This is a genomic window from Ruegeria sp. AU67 (assembly GCF_900312795.1).
In the GTDB taxonomy this organism is placed as follows: domain Bacteria; phylum Pseudomonadota; class Alphaproteobacteria; order Rhodobacterales; family Rhodobacteraceae; genus Ruegeria; species Ruegeria atlantica.
In genome coordinates, this window is sequence record NZ_OMPH01000031.1 from 104,713 (window position 1) to 128,614 (window position 23,902).

The 23,902-nt window shown below is 56.8% G+C and carries 23 protein-coding genes; 13 read left to right on the plus strand and 10 right to left on the minus strand.

Annotation, left to right across the window (positions count from 1 at the left end; all coding sequences use genetic code 11):
* Positions 1-109: 109 nt before the first annotated feature.
* From DK510_RS19065 to coxB, 9 genes are all read right to left on the minus strand, one after another.
* Positions 110-694, minus strand: coding sequence for a GNAT family N-acetyltransferase (locus tag DK510_RS19065; protein ID WP_109313438.1), 585 nt, complete (start codon positions 692-694; stop codon positions 110-112).
* The gene (locus tag DK510_RS19070) at positions 694-1,956 is read right to left on the minus strand and encodes a pitrilysin family protein (protein WP_109313439.1); all 1,263 of its coding nucleotides are present in this window, start codon (positions 1,954-1,956) and stop codon (positions 694-696) included. The genes DK510_RS19065 and DK510_RS19070 overlap by 1 nt, the downstream gene beginning before the upstream one ends.
* Entirely contained in the window at positions 1,953-3,341 is a 1,389-nt protein-coding gene (gene thrC / locus DK510_RS19075; protein ID WP_109313440.1) for a threonine synthase, read from the minus strand. Before thrC ends, DK510_RS19070 begins: the two co-directional genes overlap by 4 nt.
* On the minus strand, positions 3,338-4,015 hold the full coding sequence (locus tag DK510_RS19080) for an SURF1 family protein (RefSeq protein ID WP_109313441.1): 678 nt from the start codon (positions 4,013-4,015) through the stop codon (positions 3,338-3,340). Before DK510_RS19080 ends, thrC begins: the two co-directional genes overlap by 4 nt.
* Before the next feature lie 170 nt (positions 4,016-4,185).
* Positions 4,186-5,001, minus strand: a complete 816-nt coding sequence (locus DK510_RS19085) for a cytochrome c oxidase subunit 3 (RefSeq protein WP_058272267.1) — start codon at positions 4,999-5,001, stop codon at positions 4,186-4,188.
* A gap of 22 nt (positions 5,002-5,023) precedes the next feature.
* Positions 5,024-5,599: a cytochrome c oxidase assembly protein gene (locus DK510_RS19090; RefSeq protein WP_109313442.1), complete on the minus strand. Its 576-nt coding sequence runs from the start codon at positions 5,597-5,599 to the stop codon at positions 5,024-5,026.
* A complete protein-coding gene (locus DK510_RS23030) occupies positions 5,599-5,760 on the minus strand; it encodes a hypothetical protein (protein ID WP_170561014.1) in 162 nt (53 codons plus the stop codon). Before DK510_RS23030 ends, DK510_RS19090 begins: the two co-directional genes overlap by 1 nt.
* The gene (gene cyoE, locus DK510_RS19095; RefSeq protein WP_109313443.1) at positions 5,757-6,713 is read right to left on the minus strand and encodes a heme o synthase; all 957 of its coding nucleotides are present in this window, start codon (positions 6,711-6,713) and stop codon (positions 5,757-5,759) included. The genes DK510_RS23030 and cyoE overlap by 4 nt, the downstream gene beginning before the upstream one ends.
* Positions 6,714-6,798: 85 nt before the next feature.
* Complete coding sequence (gene coxB, locus DK510_RS19100; protein WP_109313444.1) at positions 6,799-7,710, minus strand: cytochrome c oxidase subunit II; 912 nt, start codon at positions 7,708-7,710, stop codon at positions 6,799-6,801.
* A 176-nt stretch (positions 7,711-7,886) separates the two neighbouring features.
* Here coxB and tldD point away from each other — a divergent pair, with 176 nt between their 5' ends.
* The 5 genes from tldD to DK510_RS19125 all read left to right on the plus strand — a co-directional run bounded on the left by tldD (position 7,887) and on the right by DK510_RS19125 (position 14,930).
* Positions 7,887-9,308 (plus strand): metalloprotease TldD, encoded by a 1,422-nt coding sequence (gene tldD, locus DK510_RS19105; RefSeq protein ID WP_109313445.1) that lies wholly within the window; start codon positions 7,887-7,889, stop codon positions 9,306-9,308.
* A 240-nt stretch (positions 9,309-9,548) separates the two neighbouring features.
* Positions 9,549-10,682, plus strand: coding sequence for a DNA-processing protein DprA (dprA, locus tag DK510_RS19110; RefSeq protein WP_109313446.1), 1,134 nt, complete (start codon positions 9,549-9,551; stop codon positions 10,680-10,682).
* A 174-nt stretch (positions 10,683-10,856) separates the two neighbouring features.
* On the plus strand, positions 10,857-13,496 hold the full coding sequence (gene topA / locus DK510_RS19115) for a type I DNA topoisomerase (RefSeq protein ID WP_109313447.1): 2,640 nt from the start codon (positions 10,857-10,859) through the stop codon (positions 13,494-13,496).
* Between the two features lie 103 nt (positions 13,497-13,599).
* Positions 13,600-14,304: a CoA transferase subunit A gene (locus tag DK510_RS19120; RefSeq protein WP_108861806.1), complete on the plus strand. Its 705-nt coding sequence runs from the start codon at positions 13,600-13,602 to the stop codon at positions 14,302-14,304.
* A complete protein-coding gene (locus DK510_RS19125) occupies positions 14,304-14,930 on the plus strand; it encodes a CoA transferase subunit B (protein WP_058276937.1) in 627 nt (208 codons plus the stop codon). The genes DK510_RS19120 and DK510_RS19125 overlap by 1 nt, the downstream gene beginning before the upstream one ends.
* A 42-nt stretch (positions 14,931-14,972) precedes the next feature.
* Here the strand turns inward: DK510_RS19125 and DK510_RS19130 are convergent, their stop codons facing one another.
* Positions 14,973-15,833 (minus strand): lytic transglycosylase domain-containing protein, encoded by an 861-nt coding sequence (locus tag DK510_RS19130; RefSeq protein ID WP_109313448.1) that lies wholly within the window; start codon positions 15,831-15,833, stop codon positions 14,973-14,975.
* 352 nt (positions 15,834-16,185) lie between these two features.
* Between DK510_RS19130 and DK510_RS19135 the strand changes: the two genes are divergently transcribed.
* The 8 genes from DK510_RS19135 to DK510_RS19170 all read left to right on the plus strand — a co-directional run bounded on the left by DK510_RS19135 (position 16,186) and on the right by DK510_RS19170 (position 23,896).
* Complete coding sequence (locus DK510_RS19135; protein WP_109313449.1) at positions 16,186-16,434, plus strand: Flp family type IVb pilin; 249 nt, start codon at positions 16,186-16,188, stop codon at positions 16,432-16,434.
* Positions 16,435-16,542: 108 nt separating this feature from the next.
* On the plus strand, positions 16,543-16,734 hold the full coding sequence (locus DK510_RS19140; protein ID WP_234999153.1) for a hypothetical protein: 192 nt from the start codon (positions 16,543-16,545) through the stop codon (positions 16,732-16,734).
* Positions 16,735-16,892: 158 nt separating this feature from the next.
* Positions 16,893-17,768: a Flp pilus assembly protein CpaB gene (gene cpaB, locus DK510_RS19145; protein WP_109313451.1), complete on the plus strand. Its 876-nt coding sequence runs from the start codon at positions 16,893-16,895 to the stop codon at positions 17,766-17,768.
* Positions 17,769-17,959: 191 nt separating this feature from the next.
* The gene (locus tag DK510_RS19150; protein ID WP_109313452.1) at positions 17,960-19,366 is read left to right on the plus strand and encodes a type II and III secretion system protein family protein; all 1,407 of its coding nucleotides are present in this window, start codon (positions 17,960-17,962) and stop codon (positions 19,364-19,366) included.
* A 17-nt stretch (positions 19,367-19,383) separates the two neighbouring features.
* Positions 19,384-20,010, plus strand: coding sequence for an OmpA family protein (locus tag DK510_RS19155; protein ID WP_109313453.1), 627 nt, complete (start codon positions 19,384-19,386; stop codon positions 20,008-20,010).
* Between the two features lie 199 nt (positions 20,011-20,209).
* Positions 20,210-21,445, plus strand: coding sequence for an AAA family ATPase (locus tag DK510_RS19160; RefSeq protein WP_109313454.1), 1,236 nt, complete (start codon positions 20,210-20,212; stop codon positions 21,443-21,445).
* A 24-nt stretch (positions 21,446-21,469) separates the two neighbouring features.
* Complete coding sequence (locus DK510_RS19165; RefSeq protein WP_109313455.1) at positions 21,470-22,915, plus strand: CpaF family protein; 1,446 nt, start codon at positions 21,470-21,472, stop codon at positions 22,913-22,915.
* 12 nt (positions 22,916-22,927) lie between these two features.
* Positions 22,928-23,896, plus strand: coding sequence for a type II secretion system F family protein (locus DK510_RS19170; RefSeq protein WP_108861717.1), 969 nt, complete (start codon positions 22,928-22,930; stop codon positions 23,894-23,896).
* Positions 23,897-23,902: the final 6 nt, after the last annotated feature.

Here is a 23,902-nt window from a genome sequence, read left to right on the forward strand (position 1 = left end):
CGCAAGCGCTCGCTAAGTCATGCCCCTTGTTCATCTGGCTAAAAATACCCCGGGGAAGACGCGGTGTGCCGCGACGGGGGCAGAGCCCCCAATGAAACCGCAACGGCGCCTACCCCGCGTCCGTCTTTCCGCGCCGGTCCGAGCGCAAACTGGCATACAGCACATGTGTCCGCCAACGCCCGTTGATCTGCAGGTACGACTGCGCCACGCCCTCGTATTTAAACCCTGAACTTTCCAGCAACCCACGCGACGGCTTGTTTTCGGGCAGACAGGCGGCCTCGATCCGGCTCAGGTCCAGTCGGGTAAAGGCGTGATGAACGATCGCACCAATGGCCTCGCGCATGTAACCCTGACGGGCAAAAGACTGGCCCGTCCAATATCCCAAGGTTCCTGCCTGCGCCGGGCCGCGACGGATATTGTCCAGCGTGATGGCCCCCAAAAGCACATCATCCGTGCGACGGAACAAAAACAGTGGGATCGCCGTCCCACCGGCCACGGAGCGCTGCGCCCAATAAACCCTGTTGGTAAAGGATTTACGGCTCAGGTGATCCTTGGCCCAAACCGGCTCCCACGGGGTCAGGTATTGCTGCGACGCGCGCCTCAGCGCCGCCCAGTCGTTAAAGTCGGAATGCGCGGGCGGGCGCAAGCTCAGGCGCTCGGTTTCAAGTTTCAGCTTGCGTCTGCCCAACAGCATCACGCCGCACGCCTCTCCTGCAATTGCGCCAGCGTGGGTGCGCCCGAGACAGGACCGTAAAGCGCCAGCGCAGCAGGGGCCTGCACTGCCATCTGCTCGGCGAAGGCACGCACATCTTCGGTGCTGACGGCGTCGATCTTGGCCACGGCATCCTCAAGCGACGGAACCCGGTCCCAGATCTGCACCAGACGCGCCAGACGTTCCGCCCGGTTCGACGGGCTTTCCAGCCCCATCAGCATACCGGCTTTCATCTGCGCGCGGGCGCGAGCGACCTCTTCGGCGCTCATGTCTTCGGCTGCGCGCTTCATCTCATCAATCGTTATGCTAGCCAGCTCCGCGACCTGATCCGCCGACGTTCCGGCGTAAATCGTCGTCGTGCCGGTATCGGCATAAGCTCCGGTCTGCGCAAAGATCGTGTAGCACAACCCGCGTGTTTCGCGGACTTCCTGGAACAGGCGAGAGGACATGCCGCCGCCAAGCGCCGTCGAATAAATCTGTGCGGTATAGATCGCATCGTCGCGATAGCCGGGGCTTTCCAGCGCCAGTGCGAAATGCGCCTGCTCCAGCTCTTTCTCCTGCCGCGCCTCGCCGCCAGTGAAACGGGCGGTTTCCGGGATCAGCCCCTTGCAGGGTTTAAGATAGCCAAACAACGCCTCAGCCGTTTTCATCAGCGCATCATGATCAACGGCACCAGCAGCAGACAGGATCATCTGCTCGGGTCCATAGTGTTCAGCCACAAACCCAGACAGATCTTCGCGCGAAAACGCACTGACTCGTTCGGTCGGACCCAGAATGGTTCGACCCAGCGGTTGATCGTGATAGCTCTGCTCTTGCAACCAATCAAAGATCACATCGTCGGGCGTGTCATAGGCCTGACCGATTTCCTGTAGGATCACACCGCGTTCAACTTCGATCTCACGCGGGTCGAAGATCGGGTTCAGAACGATGTCACCGATGACATCCATCGCCAGCGCCACATCGTCTTTGAGAACACGCGCGTAATAAGCCGTCACTTCGCGCGACGTGTAGGCGTTGATATACCCGCCCACGTCCTCAATCGCCTCGGCGATTTGCAAAGCTGAACGGCGCTGGGTTCCCTTGAAAGCCATATGCTCAAGGAAATGCGCGATACCGTTCTGTTCAATCCGCTCGTGCCGCCCGCCGGCGGTCACCCAGATGCCGATGGCCGCCGATTGCAACCCCGGCATATGTTCACTGACGATACGAAATCCGTTCTTCAGTTGGTCTTGTCTGACAGTCACTCAGCGATATGCCTTCTGATATGATCCTCGAGAGCGCCCAGATCGTTGGCGATGCGGGTCACCCGTTCCGGACGTTCATATAGATCAGACATGCGGGATGGAAGAGGCGGATGCGTGCCGCTTGCCTTCTCGACCGCTGCCGGAAATTTTGCGGGGTGCGCGGTGGCCAGTGTGATCATCGGAACGTCGGCTGCGCGATGTGCTTCTGCAACTTTGATGCCCACGGCGGTATGCGGGCAAACCAGTTCCGCACTGTGGGTCAGAGTGGACTTGATTGTCGCCAGGGTCTCATCCTCAGATACACGGCCCGAGTCAAAGCTTTCGCGCAGCGCTTCCATTGCGCCCTGGCTGACGTTAAAGCCGCCGGTCTTCAATTCATCCATCAACTGCGCGACAGCGCCGCCATCTTCGCCATACGCATAGTACAGCGCGCGTTCAAAATTTGAGCTGACCTGAATATCCATCGACGGGCTGATCGAGGGGATGGTGTCGCCCTTGAAGTACCCCTTGCCCGACAGGCAACGGTGCAGAATGTCGTTCTGGTTGGTTGCGACAACCAGACGATCAATTGGCAGGCCCATGCGCTTGGCAAGGTAGCCCGCGAAGATGTCGCCGAAATTGCCGGTCGGCACCGTAAAGCTGACCCTGCGATGCGGTGCGCCGAGGCTGACAGCAGCGGAGAAGTAGTAGACGATTTGCGCCAGAACACGGGCAAAGTTGATCGAATTCACGCCAGCCAGCTTCACGCCGTCGCGGAAGTCGAAATCGTTGAACATGTCCTTTAGCGCGGCCTGACAATCGTCAAAATCGCCGTCCACGGCCAACGCATGCACGTTGCTGTCCGCAGGTGTCGTCATCTGCCGACGCTGCACTTCCGAAACTCGGCCATGCGGGAACAGGATGAACACGTCCACGGCGTCTAGCCCCCGGAACGCTTCGATCGCTGCTGATCCGGTATCGCCGCTTGTCGCACCCACGATGGTCACACGATCTCCGCGCCGCTTCAGCGCCACCTGGAACAGCTGACCGATCAGCTGCATGGCGAAGTCTTTGAAGGCCAAGGTCGGCCCGTGGAACAGCTCCAACAGGAAGTGGTTTTCGTTCAACTGCTTCAATGGCGCGCGGGCGTCATGGCCAAAGCTTTCGTAGGCGCGGCCGATGATCTCTTTGAACTCACCCTCACCGAAAGATCCGCTGACATAGGGCCACATCACTCGGAACGCGATTTCCCCAAAGGGCAGTCCGGCCAGTGCTGCGATCTCATCCTGCGTCATCACCGGGATTTCAGCAGGCAGGTACAGGCCACCATCACGGGCCAGCCCGGTCAGCATCGCCTCTTCAAACGTCAGTTCGGGCGCCTGCCCGCGGGTCGAGATGTATTTCATGTCGCGTCACTCTCAGAAGGGGCGCGGCTGCGCCACAGAAAATATCCGGTCATCGCGGCCCAGACCAGGGCCAGGCCAAACCATGTTATTGCATATTGCAAGTGATCATTCGGGATACCCGTCGCCGAAACGGGCAAGGGTGTTATGTCGGGGTCGGTTTGCGACCGCGCGATTAGCAGAACTGGCTCAGTCCCAAGTGCAGCGGCCAGGATCGGTACATCGCGGGCAAACCATATATTGTCGTCAATATCCGGCTCAGGCGTGTAGCTGTCAATTTCGTCCGGCCAGTGCAGATTTCCAGTGACCTCCATCGGGCCGTTCAACCTTTGATCCTTCTTCGCGGTCACAGGAACAAAGCCCCGGTCCACCAGAATGGTCCGGTCGTCGGTGCTGAAAGCCTGGATAATGCGGTAGCCCGCCCCAACCTGTTTGACCGAGACAAGAACGTGGATCTCGCCCGGCTCGATCTCGCCTGTAATCGTAACCGGTAGATACTTATCAGCATCCGGCGACAAGGTGTCAGGCAAATCAACCGGATCGGCTGAAATCCGATTTTCGATTTCGGCTAAAACGCCTTGTTTCCACGCCAACCGCTGCATTTGCCAGACACCCAGCGACACAAGGAAAGCCAGACCGGCAATGCCAAAGATCATCAGAAAAAGAATGCGGCGCATGTCAGGACCAGGTTGTGTTGTTCGAAGGCTCTACAAGAGCCGGCGTCTTGTTAAGGGCTGCAGCCGCAGAAAGGCAACCTTGCAATTGTATGGGGCGCAATCTTGCGCCCAGAATAGAGAAAAAGCCGCCCCGAAAGGGCGGCTTTTGCAATTTGTTCGCCCGTCTGGCGTTACATCAGCGGCGCTTGACCCCAGATGTATACTGCGAAGAACAGGAACAGCCAGACAACGTCGACGAAGTGCCAGTACCAGGCAGCCGCCTCAAACCCGACGTGTTTCTCAGGCGTGAAGTCACCCTTGAGCGCCCGGATTAAGCACACTGACAGGAAGATGGTACCGATAAGAACGTGGAAACCGTGAAAGCCGGTTGCCATGAAGAAGTTCGAATAGAACTGATCACCGCCGAATTTCCAGCCTTCATGCGCCAGCAGCTCATAGTATTCAAATGCCTGCAGACCGGTGAATGCGACGCCCAGAGCGATACCGATGGCCAGCCCTTGCACCAGCGCCTTGCGATCATTGCCGTGCACCAGCGCGTGGTGCGCCCAGGTGATTGCACAGCCCGACAGCAGCAGGACCAGTGTGTTGATCAGCGGCAGGTGGAACGGGTCAACAGCATGAATGTCAGGTTGGATGTATTCGGTGCCGGCATAGTCGTACATCGGGTACATGCGATGTTTGAAGAACGACCAGAACCAGGCAAAGAAGAACATCACCTCGGACATAACGAACAGGATGAAGCCATAGCGCAGGCCAATGCGGACAACTGGTGTGTGATCGCCCTGGCGGCTTTCGACCACAACCTCGGACCACCATGCGAACATGGTGTAAAGAACGGCCACCAGACCGGCCCAGAACATCCACGAGGTAACCCCGTGCATCCACAGGACGGCTCCGAACAGCATCACAAAGCCGCCGATCGCGCCGATCAGAGGCCAGATCGACGGGGCCAGAATGTGATAATCATGGTTTTTTGCGTGTGCCATCAGCGTCCCTCACCTACAGGCGTTAGTTCGTTGTTATATCAGCCTGCGTCTCAAGGGCGGCAACGCCCTCGGGCAGGTCAATTTCGTAGAATGTATACGACAGTGTGATCGTATGAACATACTTAGCTTCAAGATCTTCGACCATTTCAGGGTCGACGAAAAAGGTGACCGGCATCTCAACACGTTCACCGGGTTGCAGCACCTGCTCTTCAAAGCAGAAACAGGCAATTTTCTGGAAATACCCGCCGGCTGAATACGGAGTCACGTTATAAGACGCCTGTCCCGCGATGGGGCGGTCGGTCGGGTTGTAAGCTTCATAGAAGGCCAGTCCGGTTTCACCGATACGCACTTCCATCTCGCGAGCGACCGGCTTGAATTCCCATGCCATGCCTTTTGCCTTCGAGGCGTCAAAGCGGACGGTAACCTTGCGATCCAGAATATCCTCGGGCGCAGTCGCAGCAACCCCGGTGGTGCCACCAAAACCGGTGACGCGGCAGAACCAATCGTAAAACGGGACTGATGCCCACGCCAAGCTGCCCATCAGGACAACCACGCCGACTGTCTGCGCAACAGTTTTCTGAGGACCTGTCAGCGCCATCAGTTCTGTACCTCTTGCGTCGCCAAGCTGAAATCTGTCCCTGAAACCTTTACGACTGTCAGGCCGAAGATGATCACGATGAAGGCAGCCAGCGTCAGACCGACCCCTAGGTTACGACTGAACCGGCGTTGGTGCAGTTCGTGGCTCTTGCGCAGACTCATGACCAACCTCCTAACCCATAGGGTTTCAGCAGTGCTTCGACCAAGATAGCACCGAAATGCAGGAACAGATACAGCAGCGACAGCTTGAAGAACGCGCGTTCGACCTTGAAATTGTCGGCCTCGGAGTCATCCTCGTTCCGGCGCGAAATCTGCCACGCTCCGCGCAGGAACAGCGCGTTCAAGATCACAGCGACGGTCAGGTAGATCGGACCGCCAATACCCGAGAATGCGGTTCCAACAGCCAGCATGGCCAGCAGCCCGGTATAGACCAGAATGTGCCAGCGCGTGGCGCGGCGACCATGTGTGACGGTCAGCATCGGAACACCCGCATCGTCGTAGTCCGAGCGCATGAACAGCGCCAGCGCCCAGAAATGCGGTGGGGTCCACATGAAGGTCAGGGCAAACATCAACCACGGCTCAATGGACATAGACCCCGTTGCGGCAACCCAGCCGATGACCGGCGGGAATGCCCCTGCCGCGCCACCGATCACAATGTTTTGCGGCGTCGAGCGTTTCAGCCACATCGTATAGACGACAACGTAGAAAAAGATCGTGAAGGCCAGGAAAGCGCCAGCAAACCAGTTGGTTGCCAGACCCAGCATAATAACGGACAGCCCCGACAGGGCCAGCCCGATTGCCATCGCCTCACCCTCCTGGACCTTGCCAGAGGGGATCGGGCGGCCTTTGGTACGCTTCATCACGCGGTCGATATCGGCATCCCACCACATGTTCAAAGCGCCGGATGCGCCGCCGCCAATGGCGATGAACAGGATGGCGCAAAAGCCGATGAATGGATGAACAGGGACCGGTGCCGCAAGAAGGCCGACCAAAGCGGTGAACACGACCAGCGACATCACGCGCGGCTTCAGCAAGGCAAAGAAATCACCAAAGCTGGCCTCATCCGCGTGGGATTGGGCGCCTACTGTGCTGGCATTGATGCTTGCGTCGCTCATTTCCGGTCCTTCTGGGGCGAAAGCTGCGCGGATACCGCGCAGCCTGCATTACCTTTGGCGCGAGCTTTTCAGCCCGCGCGGGTCACTACTTGGATGCAACTTGATAGGCTGCGGGCTGACCTGCGTACTCTTCCAGTGCACCTTGCAGCCACTGCTCATACGCCTCTTCGCTGACCACTTTGACGGTGATCGGCATATAAGCGTGATCCTTGCCGCACAGTTCGGAACATTGACCGAAATAGATGCCTTCCTTTTCGGCCTCGAACCACAGTTCGGCCAGACGACCCGGAACACCGTCCTGCTTTACGCCGAAGGACGGGATGGTCCACGAATGGATAACGTCTGATGCGGTAACCTGCATCACTATGATCTTGCCAACCGGAACCACAACGGCGGTATCCGTGGCCAGCAGCCATTCGTCATCGCTGTAGCCGGCATCCGCCAGTTTGGCACGCATCGCATCGTTCAGAACAAATGGAGTCACGTCCGCATCGGCCGGGCGTGCGCCTTCGTCCAGTGTGGCCGGGTGGCCCAGCAGATAGCTATCAAAGGCGAAATCGTGATCAACGTATTCGTAGGTCCAGTACCACTGGTTCCCAACGACTTTGATGGTGATATCGCCTTCGGGAATTTCCTGCTGATTGAACAAAACTGGCAGCGAGAAGGCACCGATGAAGACCAGAATCAGGATCGGGCCAAGGGTCCAGGCAATCTCAACCGGGGTGTAGTGCGAGAATCGCGCCGGTTCAGGGTTGTTACGCGAATTGTAGCGAATGATGCAGTAGATCAGCAGACCCGCAACAAACAGGCAGATCGCGGTGATGATCACCAGAATCATATCATCCAGCCGCTGAATCCCCGAGGCCAAGCTGGTGGCAGCGGGCTGGAACCCAAGGCCGCCATCAACCGGCTTACCAATAATCTCAAGCTCCTGAGCCATTGCGGGAAGGCTGGAGAGGGCTGTCATCAACCCCGAAAGCATCAAAGCATTCTTCATTTTCTGTCCTGATCGTCTGATCTTTGCTTCTCTGGCGAAAAGGTGTGAATCAGTCGCACCTCTCCCGTTGTCTTTGGCCGCGTTAAAAACCATATTCCGTCGGGTAGATAAAGCAAAATGCTTGCGTCAAACAGACGCTATTTTTGATCTGGATCAAACTCGGAAGGTCCCAACAGATGTCCAATGACCCGTTTCGCCCATTTGATAGCGCTATTCCGCAGGACGAGGCGCTTGCGGTTTTGCAATCCGCCACTTCCGGGGCAGAAGACGGTGAGCTGTTTGTCGAGCGGCGAAAATCCGAGGCTTTGGTCTTTGACGACGGGCGCTTGAAGACGGCATCATATGACGCATCCGAAGGGTTTGGCCTGCGCGCGGTGCAGGGCGAAGTTGCCGGGTATGCGCATTCCACCGATGTCTCAATTCTGGCGCTGAAACGGGCGGCAGAAACCGCGCGCCTTGCGGTCGGAGACGGTGGCGGCACGCTGGCCGATGGTCCCCGCGCTACCAATACCCGTCTTTATACGGACGAAGACCCGATTGAATCCGCTGATTTCCCGGTCAAGATCGAAACGCTGCGCGAGATCGACGCCTATGCCCGCGACATGGATCCCCGCGTCGTGCAGGTTAGCGCGACAATCGCCGCAGCCGTGCAAGAAGTTGAGATTTTGCGCCCGGACGGCGTACTGATGCGAGACGTGCGGCCAATGACCCGCCTCAATATCTCGGTCATCGTCGAACAGAACGGTCGCCGCGAAAGTGGCTCGGCCGGGGGTGGCGGGCGCGTCGGGCTAGACGGCCTGATCGATCCGTCGGATTGGCAGGACAAAGCGCGCGAGGCGTTGCGGATCGCCTTGGTCAATCTCGACGCGATCCCGGCCCCTGCCGGCGTGATGGAGGTCGCGCTTGGCCCCGGTTGGCCGGGCATCCTCTTGCACGAGGCAATCGGACACGGTTTGGAGGGGGACTTTAACCGCAAGGGAAGCTCGGCCTTTGCCGGTTTGATGGGGCAGCAGATCGCATCCAAAGGCGTGACCGTTGTTGATGACGGCACAATCCCGGATCGTCGCGGCTCGATCTCTTTGGACGACGAAGGCACACCCAGTTCCAGGACAGTCTTGATCGAAGATGGCGTCCTGACCGGCTATATGCAGGATCGCCAAAACGCGCGCCTGATGGGCGTGGCCCCCACCGGAAACGGGCGGCGGCAAAGCTATGCGCACAAGCCCATGCCGCGGATGACGAACACTGTGATGCTGGGTGGTGAGGCTGATCCGGCCTCTTTGGTTGCGGACATCCAGGACGGAATCTGGGCCGTTGGTTTCGGCGGCGGTCAGGTGGATATCACCAACGGCAAATTCGTGTTCTCGTGCACCGAGGCGTACCGTGTTGAAAACGGTAAGATCGGGGCGCCGGTTAAAGGCGCGACCCTGATCGGCGATGGCCCATCCGCCCTTAAACGCATTCGGGGATTGGGCAACGACATGGCGCTGGATCCGGGCATGGGAACCTGTGGCAAAGACGGCCAGTGGGTGCCGGTTGGCGTTGGCCAGCCTACCGTTCTGATGGATGGCCTGACGGTCGGCGGATCGGCCGCATAGCCGGGAATCGCTTGGCGGGAAATCGAGAGCGCAGGGTTAACGCTGCGCTTTCAGCCCGCCGGCGCCTTAACATCCTGTCAGGCGACCGCGTTGAAGGCAGTTATTTTTATTTCTTATATTTCAATGCACTAGATAACTCTGAGTTACAAACGCCGAAAATTATCCGGATAATTTGAAGAGATTCACAAGCTGTTAACTCCGGCAATCGTAAACCAGTTCTGCAATCAGGCGGAGCATCGGATGACCGAAGAGCAGCATTCTTCCTATCACCCCACACTCCCACCCACCACGGAAGAGGATCGGTTTTCCTGGCTTCGTCTGTTGCGCTCTCGCAAGGTTGGTCCGGCGGCATTCCGTCGGCTAATGCGGGAACATGGCTCGGCGCAGAACGCGCTGGCCGCGCTGCCGAAAATGGCACGCGCTGCCGGAATTGATGGGTACGAAGTTTGCCCCCCCGGCGTGATTGAGGCGGAACTCAAGGCCGCAAAAGCCGCGAACGCGCACCTTTTGTGCCTTGGCTCCGCCGATTATCCAGATGCCTTGAACGATCTAGCCGACGCCCCGCCAATGCTTTGGGCGATTGGAGATAGCTCTCTGCTGCAGCGCCGGTCGATTGCACTGGTCGGCGCGCGGAATTGTTCGTCCCTGGGGGCGCGGATGGCGCGGGGACTTGCCGCGGATCTCGGCAAGCAAGGCTTTGTCGTTGTGTCTGGCATGGCACGCGGCATTGATACAGCGGCCCATATGGCCGCGTTTGAAACGGGCACCGTCGCTGTGATGGCAGGCGGCGTGGATGTCGTCTACCCCACCGAAAACACAGTGCTGGCCGAAAAGATTGGCCAAACTGGGTTGCGTGTCTCTGAACAACCAATGGGCGTCACACCGCAGGCCCGGCACTTCCCGCGCAGAAACAGGATTATCTCAGGTCTGGGGCAGGCGGTTGTCGTCGTCGAAGCTGCCGCAAAATCCGGCAGTCTGATTACTGCGCGGGACGCCTTGGATCAGGGGCGCGAGGTTCTGGCCGTACCCGGGCACCCTTTCGATGCACGCGCTGCCGGGTGCAACATGCTGATCCGGGACGGCGCGATATTGGTGCGAGCCGCCGAAGACGTCATTGAGGCGCTACCGAAACAGGCACCTACCAGTCAGGTCGAGGGGCCCGCCGTGCCCGACGTTGTAGCCAAACCGGTGATCGCAGGTACCGCACTGCATCGTGAAATCCTGTCGCGATTGGGCCCCTCCCCGATTGCAGAGGATCAGTTGATCCGCGACATTGCCGCAACGGCCGGAGAAATCGGGCCGGCGTTGATTGATCTGGAACTCGAGGGACAGATCCAGCGCCAGCCCGGCGGCCTGCTGTCGCTGTCAGCATAATCTTCGTCGTTGAGGCCTGGTTTCTGCCCAAGTCCTTTTTATGCACAGGTTACGTGATTGAAATTACAACATAAATTCTGTGTTCAAAGGAACGCATTGACAATTCGCCCTTGCCCTCCACATCTTGCACGATCATAGAAGGCGCCAATTCCGTCGAGCGAGGTTTTCCCTTAAATGCCTGTAGTTGTTGTAGAATCCCCTGCCAAGGCCAAAACAATCAACAAATATCTTGGCCCCGACTACACGGTGCTGGCCTCATATGGCCATGTCCGGGACCTGCCGCCCAAGGACGGATCAGTCGATACCGAGCATGAATTTGAGATGAAATGGGAGGTCGGCAACGACAGCCGCAAACATGTCAAAGCCATCGCCGATGCGCTGAAAGAAGACAACGCTCTGATTCTCGCGACTGACCCTGATCGTGAGGGTGAGGCCATCAGCTGGCACCTGCAAGAAGCCCTGACCAAGCGGCGCTCGATCAAGAAAGACACGCCTGTCAGCCGCGTGACCTTCAACGCGATCACCAAGGATGCGGTGACCGAGGCGATGCAGAACCCGCGTCAGGTCGACATGCCGTTGGTCGAGGCCTATCTGGCCCGCCGCGCGCTGGACTATCTGGTGGGATTCAACTTGTCACCGGTTCTGTGGCGCAAGCTGCCTGGCGCGAAGTCTGCCGGTCGCGTTCAGTCAGTCTGTCTGCGCCTGATCGTCGAGCGCGAGATGGAGATCGAAGCGTTCAAACCAGTCGAATATTGGTCTGTGAAGGCAGTGTTCGAAACACCGCGCGGCCAGACTTACGAGGCGCGCCTGGTCACGCTTGCCGGTAAAAAACTGGACAAACATGATCTGGCCAACGCCACGCGGGCCGAACTGGCGGTGCAGGCCATCACCAGCCGCGCGCTGAGCGTTACTTCGGTCGAGGCTAAGCCCGCCGCGCGCAACCCCAGTGCGCCCTTCATGACCTCTACCTTGCAGCAGGAAGCAAGCCGCAAGTTCGGAATGGGCGCGCGTCACGCGATGCAGGTTGCTCAACGCCTCTACGAGGCGGGCTACATCACATATATGCGGACCGACGGCATCGACATGGCGCCCGAGGCCGTGGCGGCCACTCGCGATACCATCGCAGACCGTTACGGTGCAGAATACGTGCCGGACAGCCCGCGTATCTATAAAAACAAGGCCAAGAACGCCCAGGAAGCGCACGAATGTATCCGCCCGACGGATATGTCCCGCGATACCAAGGCGCTGAAGGTCACAGATGAGGATCAGCGCAAACTGTATGACCTGATCTGGAAACGTACCATTGCCTGCCAGATGGCTGCGGCCCGGCTGGAGCGCACTACGGTCGAGATTGGCAGCGATGACGGCCAGGTCGGCCTGCGCGCCACCGGTCAGGTTGTTCTGTTCGACGGGTTCATGCGCGTTTATGAAGAAGGCCGCGACGACGTGGCCGATGATGATGAAAAGCGCCTGCCGCAAATCATGCAGGGCGATCCAGCTCGGTTTGCCAAAACATCCCTGCGCGATCAGTTCACCAAAGCGACCAGCGAAGGCACTGAAAAGGCCGCGAAAGAGGCCATTCTGTCCGAGAACGAATCTGTACTTGCCCTGCAGCACCACACGCAACCGCCGCCGCGCTACACCGAGGCTACGCTGGTCAAGCGGATGGAAGAGCTGGGGATCGGGCGACCGTCGACCTATGCCTCGATCGTGACCACGATTCAGGACCGGGAATATGTGCGCAAAGACAAGAACCGGCTGATCCCAGAGGAGAAGGGCCGGATCGTTACGATCTTCCTGCTGAACTTCTTCCGGCAGTACGTGGGGTATGAGTTCACCGCCAATCTGGAAGAACAATTGGACGACGTCAGCGCCGGTGGGCGTGACTACAAGGAGTTGCTGAGCAAGTTCTGGCGCGATTTCTCGGCTGCTATCGGCGAGACGTCCGAATTGCGGATCTCCGAGGTTCTGGACAAACTCGACGAAGCCCTGGCGCCGCAGCTTTATCCGCCGCGTGAAGACGGCTCGGACCCGCGTGTCTGTCCGAAATGTGGAATGGGTCAGTTGCACCTGAAGACGTCGCGCACCGGCGGGTTCGTTGGGTGTGGAAACTATCCTGAATGCACCTATACCCGCCCCATCGCCGGCGAAGGCGCTGAAGGCGAGGAACGTCTTCTGGGCGAAGATGCAGGGGATGATATCTGGCTGAAGTCCGGCCGCTTTGGCCCCTATGTTCAGCGCGGCGAACCGACGCCCGAGAACAAGAAGCCTCCGCGTGCGTCTCTGCCGCGTGGCTGGAGCAAGGATGACATGGATCTGGACAAGGCGCTGACGCTGTTGTCCCTGCCCCGCCAGATTGGTGAGCATCCAGATGGTGGTATGATCAGTTCGAATTTTGGGCGGTTTGGCCCCTATCTGATGCATCAGTTGGCGGATGAGGCCAAGCCGGTCTACGCCAACCTCAAAGACCCCAACGACGTGTTTGAGATCGGCATGAACCGCGCTGTCGAGTTGCTGGCCGAAAAGCGTGCCAACCCCGGGCGTGGCCGTCGCGCAGCGGCCAAGGCGTTGAAGGAATTGGGCGAGCACCCAGATGGCGGCGCGATGCAGGTCCTGGATGGGCGCTATGGGCCATACGTGAAATGGGAAAAGGTCAACGCGACAATCCCCAAAGATATCAAGCCCGAGGATGTGACACAGGAAATGGCCATCGAACTGGTCAACGAACGCGCAGCCAAAAAGGGCACCAAGAAAAAAGCGGCTCCGAAAAAGAAAGCTGCGGCCAAGAAAACAACCAAAAAGGCGGCCACCTAACGACTGGCTAGGTAGAAATACCACCTACCCCTTGGTTTCATTGACTTCCCCGTGACGTGGCGGCACAACCTGCGCCATCACCATGTCATTGGGGGAGTTTTCCATGAAGAAAGTCTATGCCAATGCCACCGAAGCGCTCGATGGAGTGATTTCGGACGGCATGATGATCGCGGCAGGCGGTTTTGGCCTGTGCGGTATTCCCGAACTGCTGCTTGAGGCGATCAAGAACTCGGGCGCTCAAGATCTGACGTTTGCTTCGAACAACGCCGGCGTCGACGATTTCGGTATCGGCATCCTGCTGCAGACCAAGCAGGTCAAAAAGATGATCAGCTCTTACGTCGGTGAAAACGCCGAGTTCATGCGCCAATATCTGGCCGGAGAACTGGAGCTGGAATTCAACCCGCAAGGTACCCTGGCCGAACGCATGCGCGCTGGTGGCGCAGGCATCCCCGGGTTCTATACCAAGACCGGTGTGGGCACCGTGATCGCCGATGGTAAAGAGCACAAAGACTTCAATGGCGAGACTTACATCTTGGAAGAAGGCATCTTTGCCGATCTGGCCATTGTCAAAGCATGGAAGGCCGATGACACCGGCAACCTGATTTTCCGCAAGACCGCGCGCAACTTTAACGTACCTGCTGCGACCTGTGGCAAGATCTGCATCGCCGAGGTCGAGGAAATCGTGCCGCGTGGTTCGCTGGACCCCGATATGATCCACCTGCCCGGCATCTACGTGCATCGCATCATTCAGGGTCAGCACGAAAAGCGCATCGAACAACGCACCACCCGTAAGAAGGAGGAAGCATAATGCCCTGGGATCGCAATCAGATGGCCGCACGTGCGGCGCAAGAGCTGGAAGACGGCATGTATGTAAACCTCGGCATCGGTATTCCGACGCTGGTGGCAAACTATGTTGGTGACAAGGACATCACCCTCCAATCCGAGAACGGTATGCTGGGCATGGGCCCCTTCCCCTTTGAAGGCGAAGAAGACCCGGATCTGATCAACGCTGGCAAGCAGACGATCACGGAGCTGTCCCGCACCGCCTATTTCGACAGTGCCACATCGTTTGCCATGATCCGCGGCGGTAAGATCGCGGCCGCCGTTCTGGGCGCGATGGAGGTCGATGAAGAAGGCGATCTGGCCAACTGGATGATTCCAGGCGTGCTGGTTAAAGGCATGGGCGGCGCGATGGACCTGGTTGCAGGTGTTCGTCGCGTGATCGTCGTGATGGATCACACCAACAAGCACGGCAAGTCCAAGCTGCTGAAGAAGTGCACCCTGCCCCTGACCGGCAAGAAGGTGGTGAATCGCATTATCACCAACCTTGGCGTTCTGGACGTGGTTGATGGCGGCCTGAAGATCATCGAGATTGCCGAAGGCGTGACCGAAGACGAGATCCGCGCTGCGACCGAAGCCAACATCGTCAACTAATTCACACCAATGAAAAGGCCCACCGTTTCGGGTGGGCCATTTTCAGTTCAGCGATTGGAATACACACCCATCCGTAATCAGCTGAGGCGGTGTAGAACACAACGCCCGCGCCACCTGAAACGCTGCAAGAACTTTGGGTACGTAATCACGGGTCTCTGCGTAAGGCGGGACGCCTTCGTGCTTACGTACGGCCCCTTCCCCGGCGTTATACCCCGCAAGGACGAGGATCGGGTCGTTACCGAATTCTTCCATCAGCCAGTTCAGGTACTTTACACCGCCTGCGATATTCTGCGACGGCTGCGTACTGTCCTGAACCCCAAACCGTTTGGCGGTTGCAGGCATCAGCTGCATCAACCCTTGTGCCCCGGCCGAGCTTACAGCGTCGGTGCGCCCGGCGGATTCCACGGATATGACTGCCAGAACCAATGCCGGTGAGACATTTGTCCCCACAGTCGAACGCAGAATATCCACGCGGCGCTGTTGGGCGATATTCTGCAGGGTCTGTAAACGCGGTGCCGCGACGTTGATGGCAGCCAGGGCATTCATGGCATCGTGCAGCCGTCCGGACCCGGCCTCGGTCAATGACGGCGACACCCTTTCCCAGAAAGCCTTGTACGAACCAACCGGTTTTTTGCCCGCACCGGGAAGAGTTGGCGGTACGACACGCGTGCGCGCGATGATTTCAGGTTCGACTAACTCTACGCCTGTACTAGGGGCAGACGGGGTCTTCGCATGCTCATCGGGCGTGATCTGGACCGTGACGCGCGGCCGTGTGCCGGGCTTTGGGGCCTTGACCCGTTTGTAAACGCCTCTTGGCTCAACCTCGTTCGCCACGACTGGCACTGGGCCAGACAACATCAACGCCGCCAAACCGACGCAAGTCATTGCGAGCCGGAGATTCATTTGCCTGCCTCATGTTATCTTTTGGTTGAGTTGAACCTCGATTCCGCCCGCAAGGCCAGAGAAACAATGCGAAATGGGGCAATTTCGCCTCATTTGCCGCAAATTTGCATCGGGCCGCCCTAACAACCTCCGCAAGGTATGGTTTTTTTTTGTTATTTTTCAGCGCTTTATTAAAAAATCCAACAAAAAGTTAAACTTCGTCAAAAAAAAATGGAGTTTGGCCCAATTCCTGCCACGCACAGCGGTCAATCATAGTGCCATACCGAGACGATCGGGAGCGGACTGAGAGAGAAAGCTCTGATAGACGCCTAGGTTTAATTGACTTTTTTAGATCCTTTAGGAGGGACGTAACATGATCAAGTTCATCAAGAACTTCCGCAAAGACGAAGACGGCGCCGTAACAGTTGACTGGGTCGTTCTGACCGCAGCCGTTGTTGGCTTGGCCGCAGTTGCATACACTCAGGTCGGCACTGGTACTCAGGCCGTCTCTGGTAAAATTAACACCGCCCTGACAGGAATTTCGGTTTCCGCGGACGCGGTTCCTGGATCGACCACCAGCGGCGGCAGCACCACCACCACCTCCACCGGCGGCACCGACTAATAGCCATAAGCACGCAATTCTGAATTATCTACTGTGGGGCCAAGCTTCTATAGGCTTGGCCCTATTTAATTTCAAATCTCAAACCTTGGCGCTCCTATGTTGAACAGAATGGCTAAATTCTCAGAACAGGAAGACGGGGCTGTTACAGTCGATTGGGTGGTGCTGACAGCTGGTTTGGTCGGGCTCGGTACGATTGTCGTTCTGAGCCTTACTGAAGGGGTCCGGCATGTGGATTCTCAAACCGGAAACGCATTGTCAAATATAGAGGTACAAGAGATCGTTTTCGATTTTGCCGACTAGCAGGGCCCAGGCCATTAAAGTTGTCGAGAAAAACACGGCCTCGAAAAAAAGTACATGATTATCCCCCTTTTCGACACAATCTCCCTTTAACCAATGTTTATCTTCGTCGTAGAGCGTACGGCGAACTAACTGGAATAAAATAATATGAGGGGACGCGAATGCGGCTAGTATTTGGACTTGTTCTGATTATTGGGGTCGCTCTGGCCGGTGGCGCTGTATACATGGCGCGGGACTATATCAAACAAACCCAGTCGGAACTTGAGCGGGAAAGACTGGCGACTCAGGCCGCGCTCGCAAATGTCAAGACCATTCCGACTGTTTCAGTCATGGTTGCAAACCGGGCCATGAAATATGGAGAACGTCTTGCGCAGGACGATGTGCGCGTCGTGCAGTGGCCAGAGGACGCGATTCCCGCAGGAATTTTTTCGGATGTGGCCGTATTGTTTCCCGAGGATGCAAGAGGTGACCGCTTTATCCTGCGTGCAATGGAAAAAGACGAGGCTCTCCTGACCGTCAAAGTCACCCAGCCTGGCGAATCTGCCGGCCTGACGTCTCGCCTAGAAAAAGGCATGCGCGCCTTTGCAATCAGTGTGGATGTTGCATCTGGTGTATCTGGATTCCTGCGCCCAGGCGATAGCGTCGATATATACTGGACCGGATCCTTGAGGGGTACCGGCGGTGAAGGTGAAATCACGCGGCTCATCCAGAACAATATTGAACTGTTCGCTGTGGATCAGATCGCAGGATCGGACGTGACCGGCACAACCATCGCTAGGACGGTCACTGTGGCTGTAACTCCTGAGCAAGTTGCAGCTCTTGCCCAAGCCCAGAATACAGGTCGGTTATCATTGGCATTGGTTGGTGTCCAGGATGAGACCATAGCAACAGCGATTGAAGTCGACCAAAGAAAACTGCTGGGAATCGAAGAAGCGGCACCCGCACCAGTCAAAGTCCAGAAAAGGGTTTGCACAGTCAAAGCGCGCCGCGGCGGCGAGATCGTCGATACTGGAATACCGACGCCCTGCACAAACTAACATAAAATCAAAAGGTTAAAGTCACAAGCCGCGCCATCAGCGCGGCTTGTTTCGTTTCGATTGTTGCGCATTACCCACATAAGGAAATTTCCAGAAACCATTGATTATTGCAATAAAATCGTAATTCGCGCAGTGTTGTCGAACATAAGGCGTTAGACCTAAAACGAGGCGTGATCGGAGAGGCAGGTCACATGAAAATACTATCTTGGTTCAACGCAACCCTTCTGGGGTTGGCGTTAGTTATCAGTTCGGCCAGCACTGCTGTCCAGGCTGAAACACTTCGCGTGGTTAAGAACGGTACAGCGGAAACGCTAGACGTTCCGATGAACCGCGCAATTGTCGTTGAAAGCGAAACACCATTTGCGGAACTCAGCATCGCCAACGCAGGCATCGCTGACATTTCGTCGCTTTCTGATCGTACCATCTATGTTTTGGGTAAGGCACCTGGGTTGACCACGCTGACGTTATTCGACGGAGCCGGCAATCTACTGGCCAATGTTCGGGTCCGTGTGTCGCCAGATGTGTCTGAATTCAAAGAGAGGTTGCGGCAGATTCTGCCGAACGAGCCAATCGAAGTGCGCACTGCCAACGACGGCATCGTTCTTTCTGGCACGATTTCCAGCTCGGCAAAACTGGCCCGTGCTCTGGAGCTTGCAGAACGTTACGCGCCCGAGCGTGTCTCAAATCTGATGTCGGTTGGCGGCGTTCAGCAGGTCATGCTAAAAGTGCGTTTTGCCGAAATGAACAGGTCGGTTGCCAAAAGCCTGACCACATCATTGGGCTTTGGTGGTGGCGACGTGACGGGCGGTTTCAACACACTGAACAATGCCACTTCTTTGGCGAACGCGCTCAACAACAACATCCCAATCCAACAGACAAATACGGGAGCTATTCTGTTTGGCTTCGGCGCGGGTTCAACACAGGTACGTTTGCTGTTGGAAGCGCTTGAAACCAAAGGGCTTGCCCGAACTCTTGCGGAGCCCAACTTGTCAGCCCTGTCGGGTCAGGAAGCTGAATTCCTGGCGGGTGGCCAAGTCCCGATTCCGGTTCCGGCCGATGACGGCCAAATTGCAATTGAATACCGGAATTTTGGTGTGCAGGTCCTCTTTACGCCCCGCGTGGTGGACGGTGATCTGATAAACCTCGAGCTGGGAACATCGGTGTCGACTATTGACCCAAACTCCAACTTTACAATTGCAGGCAACAACGTGCCAACATTCATTGCGCGTCAGACGAAGACGACGGTTGAATTGCGAGACGGAGAGAGCTTTGCAATTGCAGGGCTGATTCAGGACAACTTCGCGGACCTGAACAGCCAAATCCCATGGGTCGGCGACATCCCTGTGCTGGGTGCTTTGTTCCGCAGCGCGGAATACCAGCGTGAGCAATCTGAACTGGTCGTCATCGTCACAGCACATCTGGTATCACCCACACGTGGTGAAGCTCTGGCCCTGCCGACCGACCGCGTCAAACCGCCTACTGAGTTTGACTTGTTCCTGAACGGAAAAACGGCGCGAACCACACGGGTAGGTTCGGGGGGCGCATCTGAAGTAGCCAGACAAGACTTTGGCAGCTCCTACGGCTACATCCTGGAATGATTGAGAGGATAGGACCAATGCAGAAGTGGATAATAACACTGGGTCTGTCGGTCGCCGTTGCCGCGTGTACGCGTGAAGCGGGGTACGAAGTTGACCAAGGCGCTTTTGGCAACGCAACGCTAAACAACGTTCAAGTCATGAACGGTGAGCTGACATACGCCCAAATCCTGGGCCGGCGGTTTGCCGCAGAGGTGCCTACGCAGATCAATTTTGCGTTTAACAGTTCTCAGCTGGACGCTCAGGCACAGCGGGTCTTGTTGCGACAAGCAGCGTGGATCAAGCAGTTCCCCGAAGTGAGGTTCCGCGTCTATGGTCATACCGATGCTGTAGGCTCTACCGGGTATAACCAGTCGCTTGGGCAACGCCGCGCAAACGCCGCTGTTGCATTCCTGACGCAGCAAGGGATTTCGCGTTCACGCCTGGAAGCTGTTGTTTCCTTCGGAAAAACACGGCCCCTGGTCGACACCCCCAATCGAGATCGCCGCAACAGGCGTACGGTGACTGAAGTGTCCGGCTTCATGGAACGCAACCCGCTGGTACTGGATGGAAAATACGCAGCTATCGTCTATCGCGAATATGTCGACAGCGCCACGAGAGCAAGCTACATCCAGCGTGACGATGTTGGCGGCAGCGATTCTGAATAATCCATAAGAAATGGGCGGCATCGTCGCCCATTTCCCTACAATTGGTTCTTTTGCGCCAAAATCTTGCCTAAGTTCCAAGCCATCTTTTCAACAATTAGGTGAAGTGCGGCCTGAATTGGCCGCGACCGGGCAACAGCGAACTGAACCGAACCAGACATGTTCGGGCAGCGAGCAGGTCCAGACGACGAGGATTGTGTGAATGACGAGCGCCAAAACGCAAGATGACGGAACTGCCATTCTGGCCTGCACGATCAGCCGTGACGTCCAAAATTTTGATCTTTTGATCGAGGACATGGAAACCATTTTGGGCGAACGTTGGGGTGACCTTGGCTTTGCCGAAGCCTTGGCATTTTTCAGCCAACCAGAGGCGGAAAGCCTAGAATTCGTTGCACTTGCTATTGACGGAGAAGATGAGGACAACCTTTCCCTGATGGGCGAGATCATCTCGCAGGCCAAAGAGAAAAAGATCAAAATCGTTCTGATCGCCGAAGACGTCACCCCTGCGTCTCTGCACCAGTTGCTTCGCAAGGGCGCGGACGAGTTTGTCCCCTACCCTCTTCCCGAAGGAGAGCTCCAAGAAGCCATCGAGCGCATGAACAAACCTGATCCGGTAGCCGCGACTGCGGTTGCAACAGCTCCAGCCGCTCCCGGTGATTCGAAAGAAGGCGCGCTGTTCGTGGTGCATGGGCTGGCAGGCGGCGTGGGATCAACGACTATGGCGGTTAACCTCGCCTGGGAGCTGGCAACTGCGTCAGACAAAGAGGCACCTTCTGTTTGCGTCATCGACCTGGATCTGCAGTATGGCAGCGTGTCGACATATTTGGACCTTCCTCGACGCGAAACTGTATTTGAGATGCTGTCTGACACAACTTCGATGGATGACGATGTTTTTTCGCAGGCGCTACAAACCTATGAGGAAAAGCTTGAGGTCCTGACCGCACCATCTGACATGGTACCTTTGGACTTGATCACTCCCGAAGACATTGAACGCGTCATCGAAATAGCCCGCAGGAAATTCGACTACGTGGTCGTCGACATGCCGACGACCCTTGTTCATTGGTCGGAAACGGTTCTTCAGGCTGCGCATGTGTACTTTGCCATGATCGAGCTGGACATGCGATCCGCTCAGAATGCGCTGCGGTTGAAACGCGCCCTCCAGGCCGAGGAACTGCCGTTCAACAAACTCCGGTTCGCTCTGAACCGAGCCCCGAAATTCACTGACTTGAATGGCAAAGGCCGGGTCAAGCGCATGGGCGAAAGCCTGGGCATTTCAATTGACCTGCAATTGCCGGATGGTGGCAAACCTGTCATGCAAAGCGGTGATCACGGATTGCCGCTGGCCAAATCCGCCGCCAAGAACCCGCTGCGTCGGGAAATCGCAAAACTTGCAAAATCGCTTCACAGCTTGGGCAGCAGCAGCGCCGAGGCCGCGTAACCGTATTTCAAAGGGATAGTCGCCGTGTTTTCAAGATACAAGAAGCAGCCAGCAGCGCAGCCAGTCGAGGCTGCTCCAGCGCCTGAGGCTGCCGCGCAAACGCCCGCTCCGAAAAAAGCATCCACTGACAACGCCGTCGCCCGCCGCCCAATTCAAAAGAAGGCTGCTGAACCGGTCGGATCGGACCGGGATCGCAAGCGCAAAGAGCGCTTAGGTGAGATCAAGATCGAGATGCACCGGGAACTGCTGGAAAACCTGAATCTTGCGGCACTTGAAAAGGCTGGAGAATCTGAACTTCGGGCGGAAATCAGCGCCATCTCGAGCGAAATCCTCGAGTCCCGCGATATTGTTTTGAACCGCGAAGACCGGTCACAGCTAAACAAAGAGCTGTATGACGAAGTCACTGGTCTGGGCCCCCTTGAGACGCTGCTTCAAGACGACAGTGTCAACGACATCTTGGTAAACGGTCCTCAGCAGATTTTTGTAGAACGGTTCGGCAAGCTTGAAATCAGCGACGTCACGTTCAAGGACGAAAAGCACCTGATGCGGATCATCGACAAGATCGTATCCGCCGTGGGTCGCCGGGTCGATGAATCCAACCCCTATGTTGACGCCCGCCTGGCTGACGGGTCGCGTTTCAACGCAATGGTGCCACCTATCGCCGTTGACGGGTCGCTGGTTTCTATTCGTAAGTTCAAAAAAGACAAGCTGGCCATCGACGATCTGGTCAATTTCGGCGCCTTTACTGAAGAAATGGCCGCCTATTTGCAGGCAGCTGTTTCAACGCGTCTGAATATCATCGTTTCGGGCGGTACAGGCTCGGGTAAAACGACGACGCTGAATGCCTTGTCCAGCTTTATTGATGACGCCGAACGCATCCTGACCATCGAGGATACGGCGGAACTTCAGCTGCAGCAGACCCATGTGGGACGGATGGAAAGCCGCCCCCCTAACGTCGAAGGCAAAGGCGAAGTCAGCCCGCGCGACTGTCTGAAAAACGCTCTTCGTATGCGTCCTGACCGCATCATCGTGGGCGAGACGCGTGGCGCCGAGGTGATCGACATGCTGCAAGCCATGAACACCGGCCACGATGGTTCGATGACCACGATCCACGCCAACTCGGCGCGTGACGGGATTTCGCGTCTTGAGAACATGATCGCGATGGCCGGGATCGAGATGCCTATCAAAGCGGTACGCAGCCAAGTCTCATCCGCTGTGAACCTGATTGTACAGGCCAGCCGCCTGCAGGACGGCTCACGTCGGATGACCTCGATCACTGAGATTACGGGGATGGAGGGTGACGTGATTTCGATGCAGGAAATTTTCAAGTTTCAACGCGTTGGACTAACGCCGGACAACAAGATCATTGGCCATTTCACCGCAACCGGTGTGCGCAGCCACTATTCCGAACGCTTCCGTCTGTGGGGCTTTGATCTGCCTCCATCCATCTACGAACCTACGACCGTCTAAGGAGATCCGGATATGCAACTGCCCGTAGAGGCTCTTATCTATGTTGTGATCTTCGTCGGAGTTCTTCTCCTGGTCGAGGGCATCTATCTTGTGGCATTTGGCAAGTCCATCAGCCTGAACAGCCGGGTGAACCGACGTCTAGATATGCTTGAAAAAGGCGTCGGACGCGAACAGGTTCTGGAACAGCTGCGCAAGGAAATGCAGCAACATATGAAATCCCAGAGCATCCCGCTCTATTCGCTTTTGGCCGACAAAGCACAAAAAGCTGCTATCGCCTTTTCACCTCGCCAATTGATCATGATCATGATGCTGGTTTCTGGATTTGCCTATGTGGGCTTGAGCATCGGCACGGGAACCGAGATGGTATTGCGGATTGCGCTTTCGATCGGGATTGGTGTTGGTGGTGTCTATGCGTGGGTAAACCACAAAGCCTCGAAACGTATGGGCTTGATGGAAGAACAACTGCCCGACGCCGTCGAGCTGATGGTGCGATCACTTCGTGTTGGCAACCCATTTGTTTCGACAATTCAGATTGTTGCGAATGAAGTGCAGGATCCGCTTGGAACAGAATTTGGCGTGATTGCTGACGAATGCGCCTACGGTCGTGACGTCGGTGAAGCCCTTAAGGACATGGCAGAACGTCTGGGAATGCAGGATTTACGCTTTTTGTCCGTCGCCGTCGGAATTCAGCAGCAGGCCGGTGGTAACTTGGCCGAGATTTTGGCGGGCTTGGCCAAGGTTATCCGTGCTCGGTTCCGCCTGTTCCGCCGAGTTAATGCGATCACTGCCGAGGCCAAATGGTCCGGCAAATTCCTGTCTGGCTTCCCCCTATTCTGCCTGTTGTTCATTCTGGTGAAAGATCCGGGCTACTATGACGAAGTAGTTGACCATGAGTGGTTCATTCCGATGTGTTTCTTTGTGGCCATCATGCTGACACTGAACCTGATCGTCATGCGCATTCTTACGAATATCAAAGTCTGAGGGCTT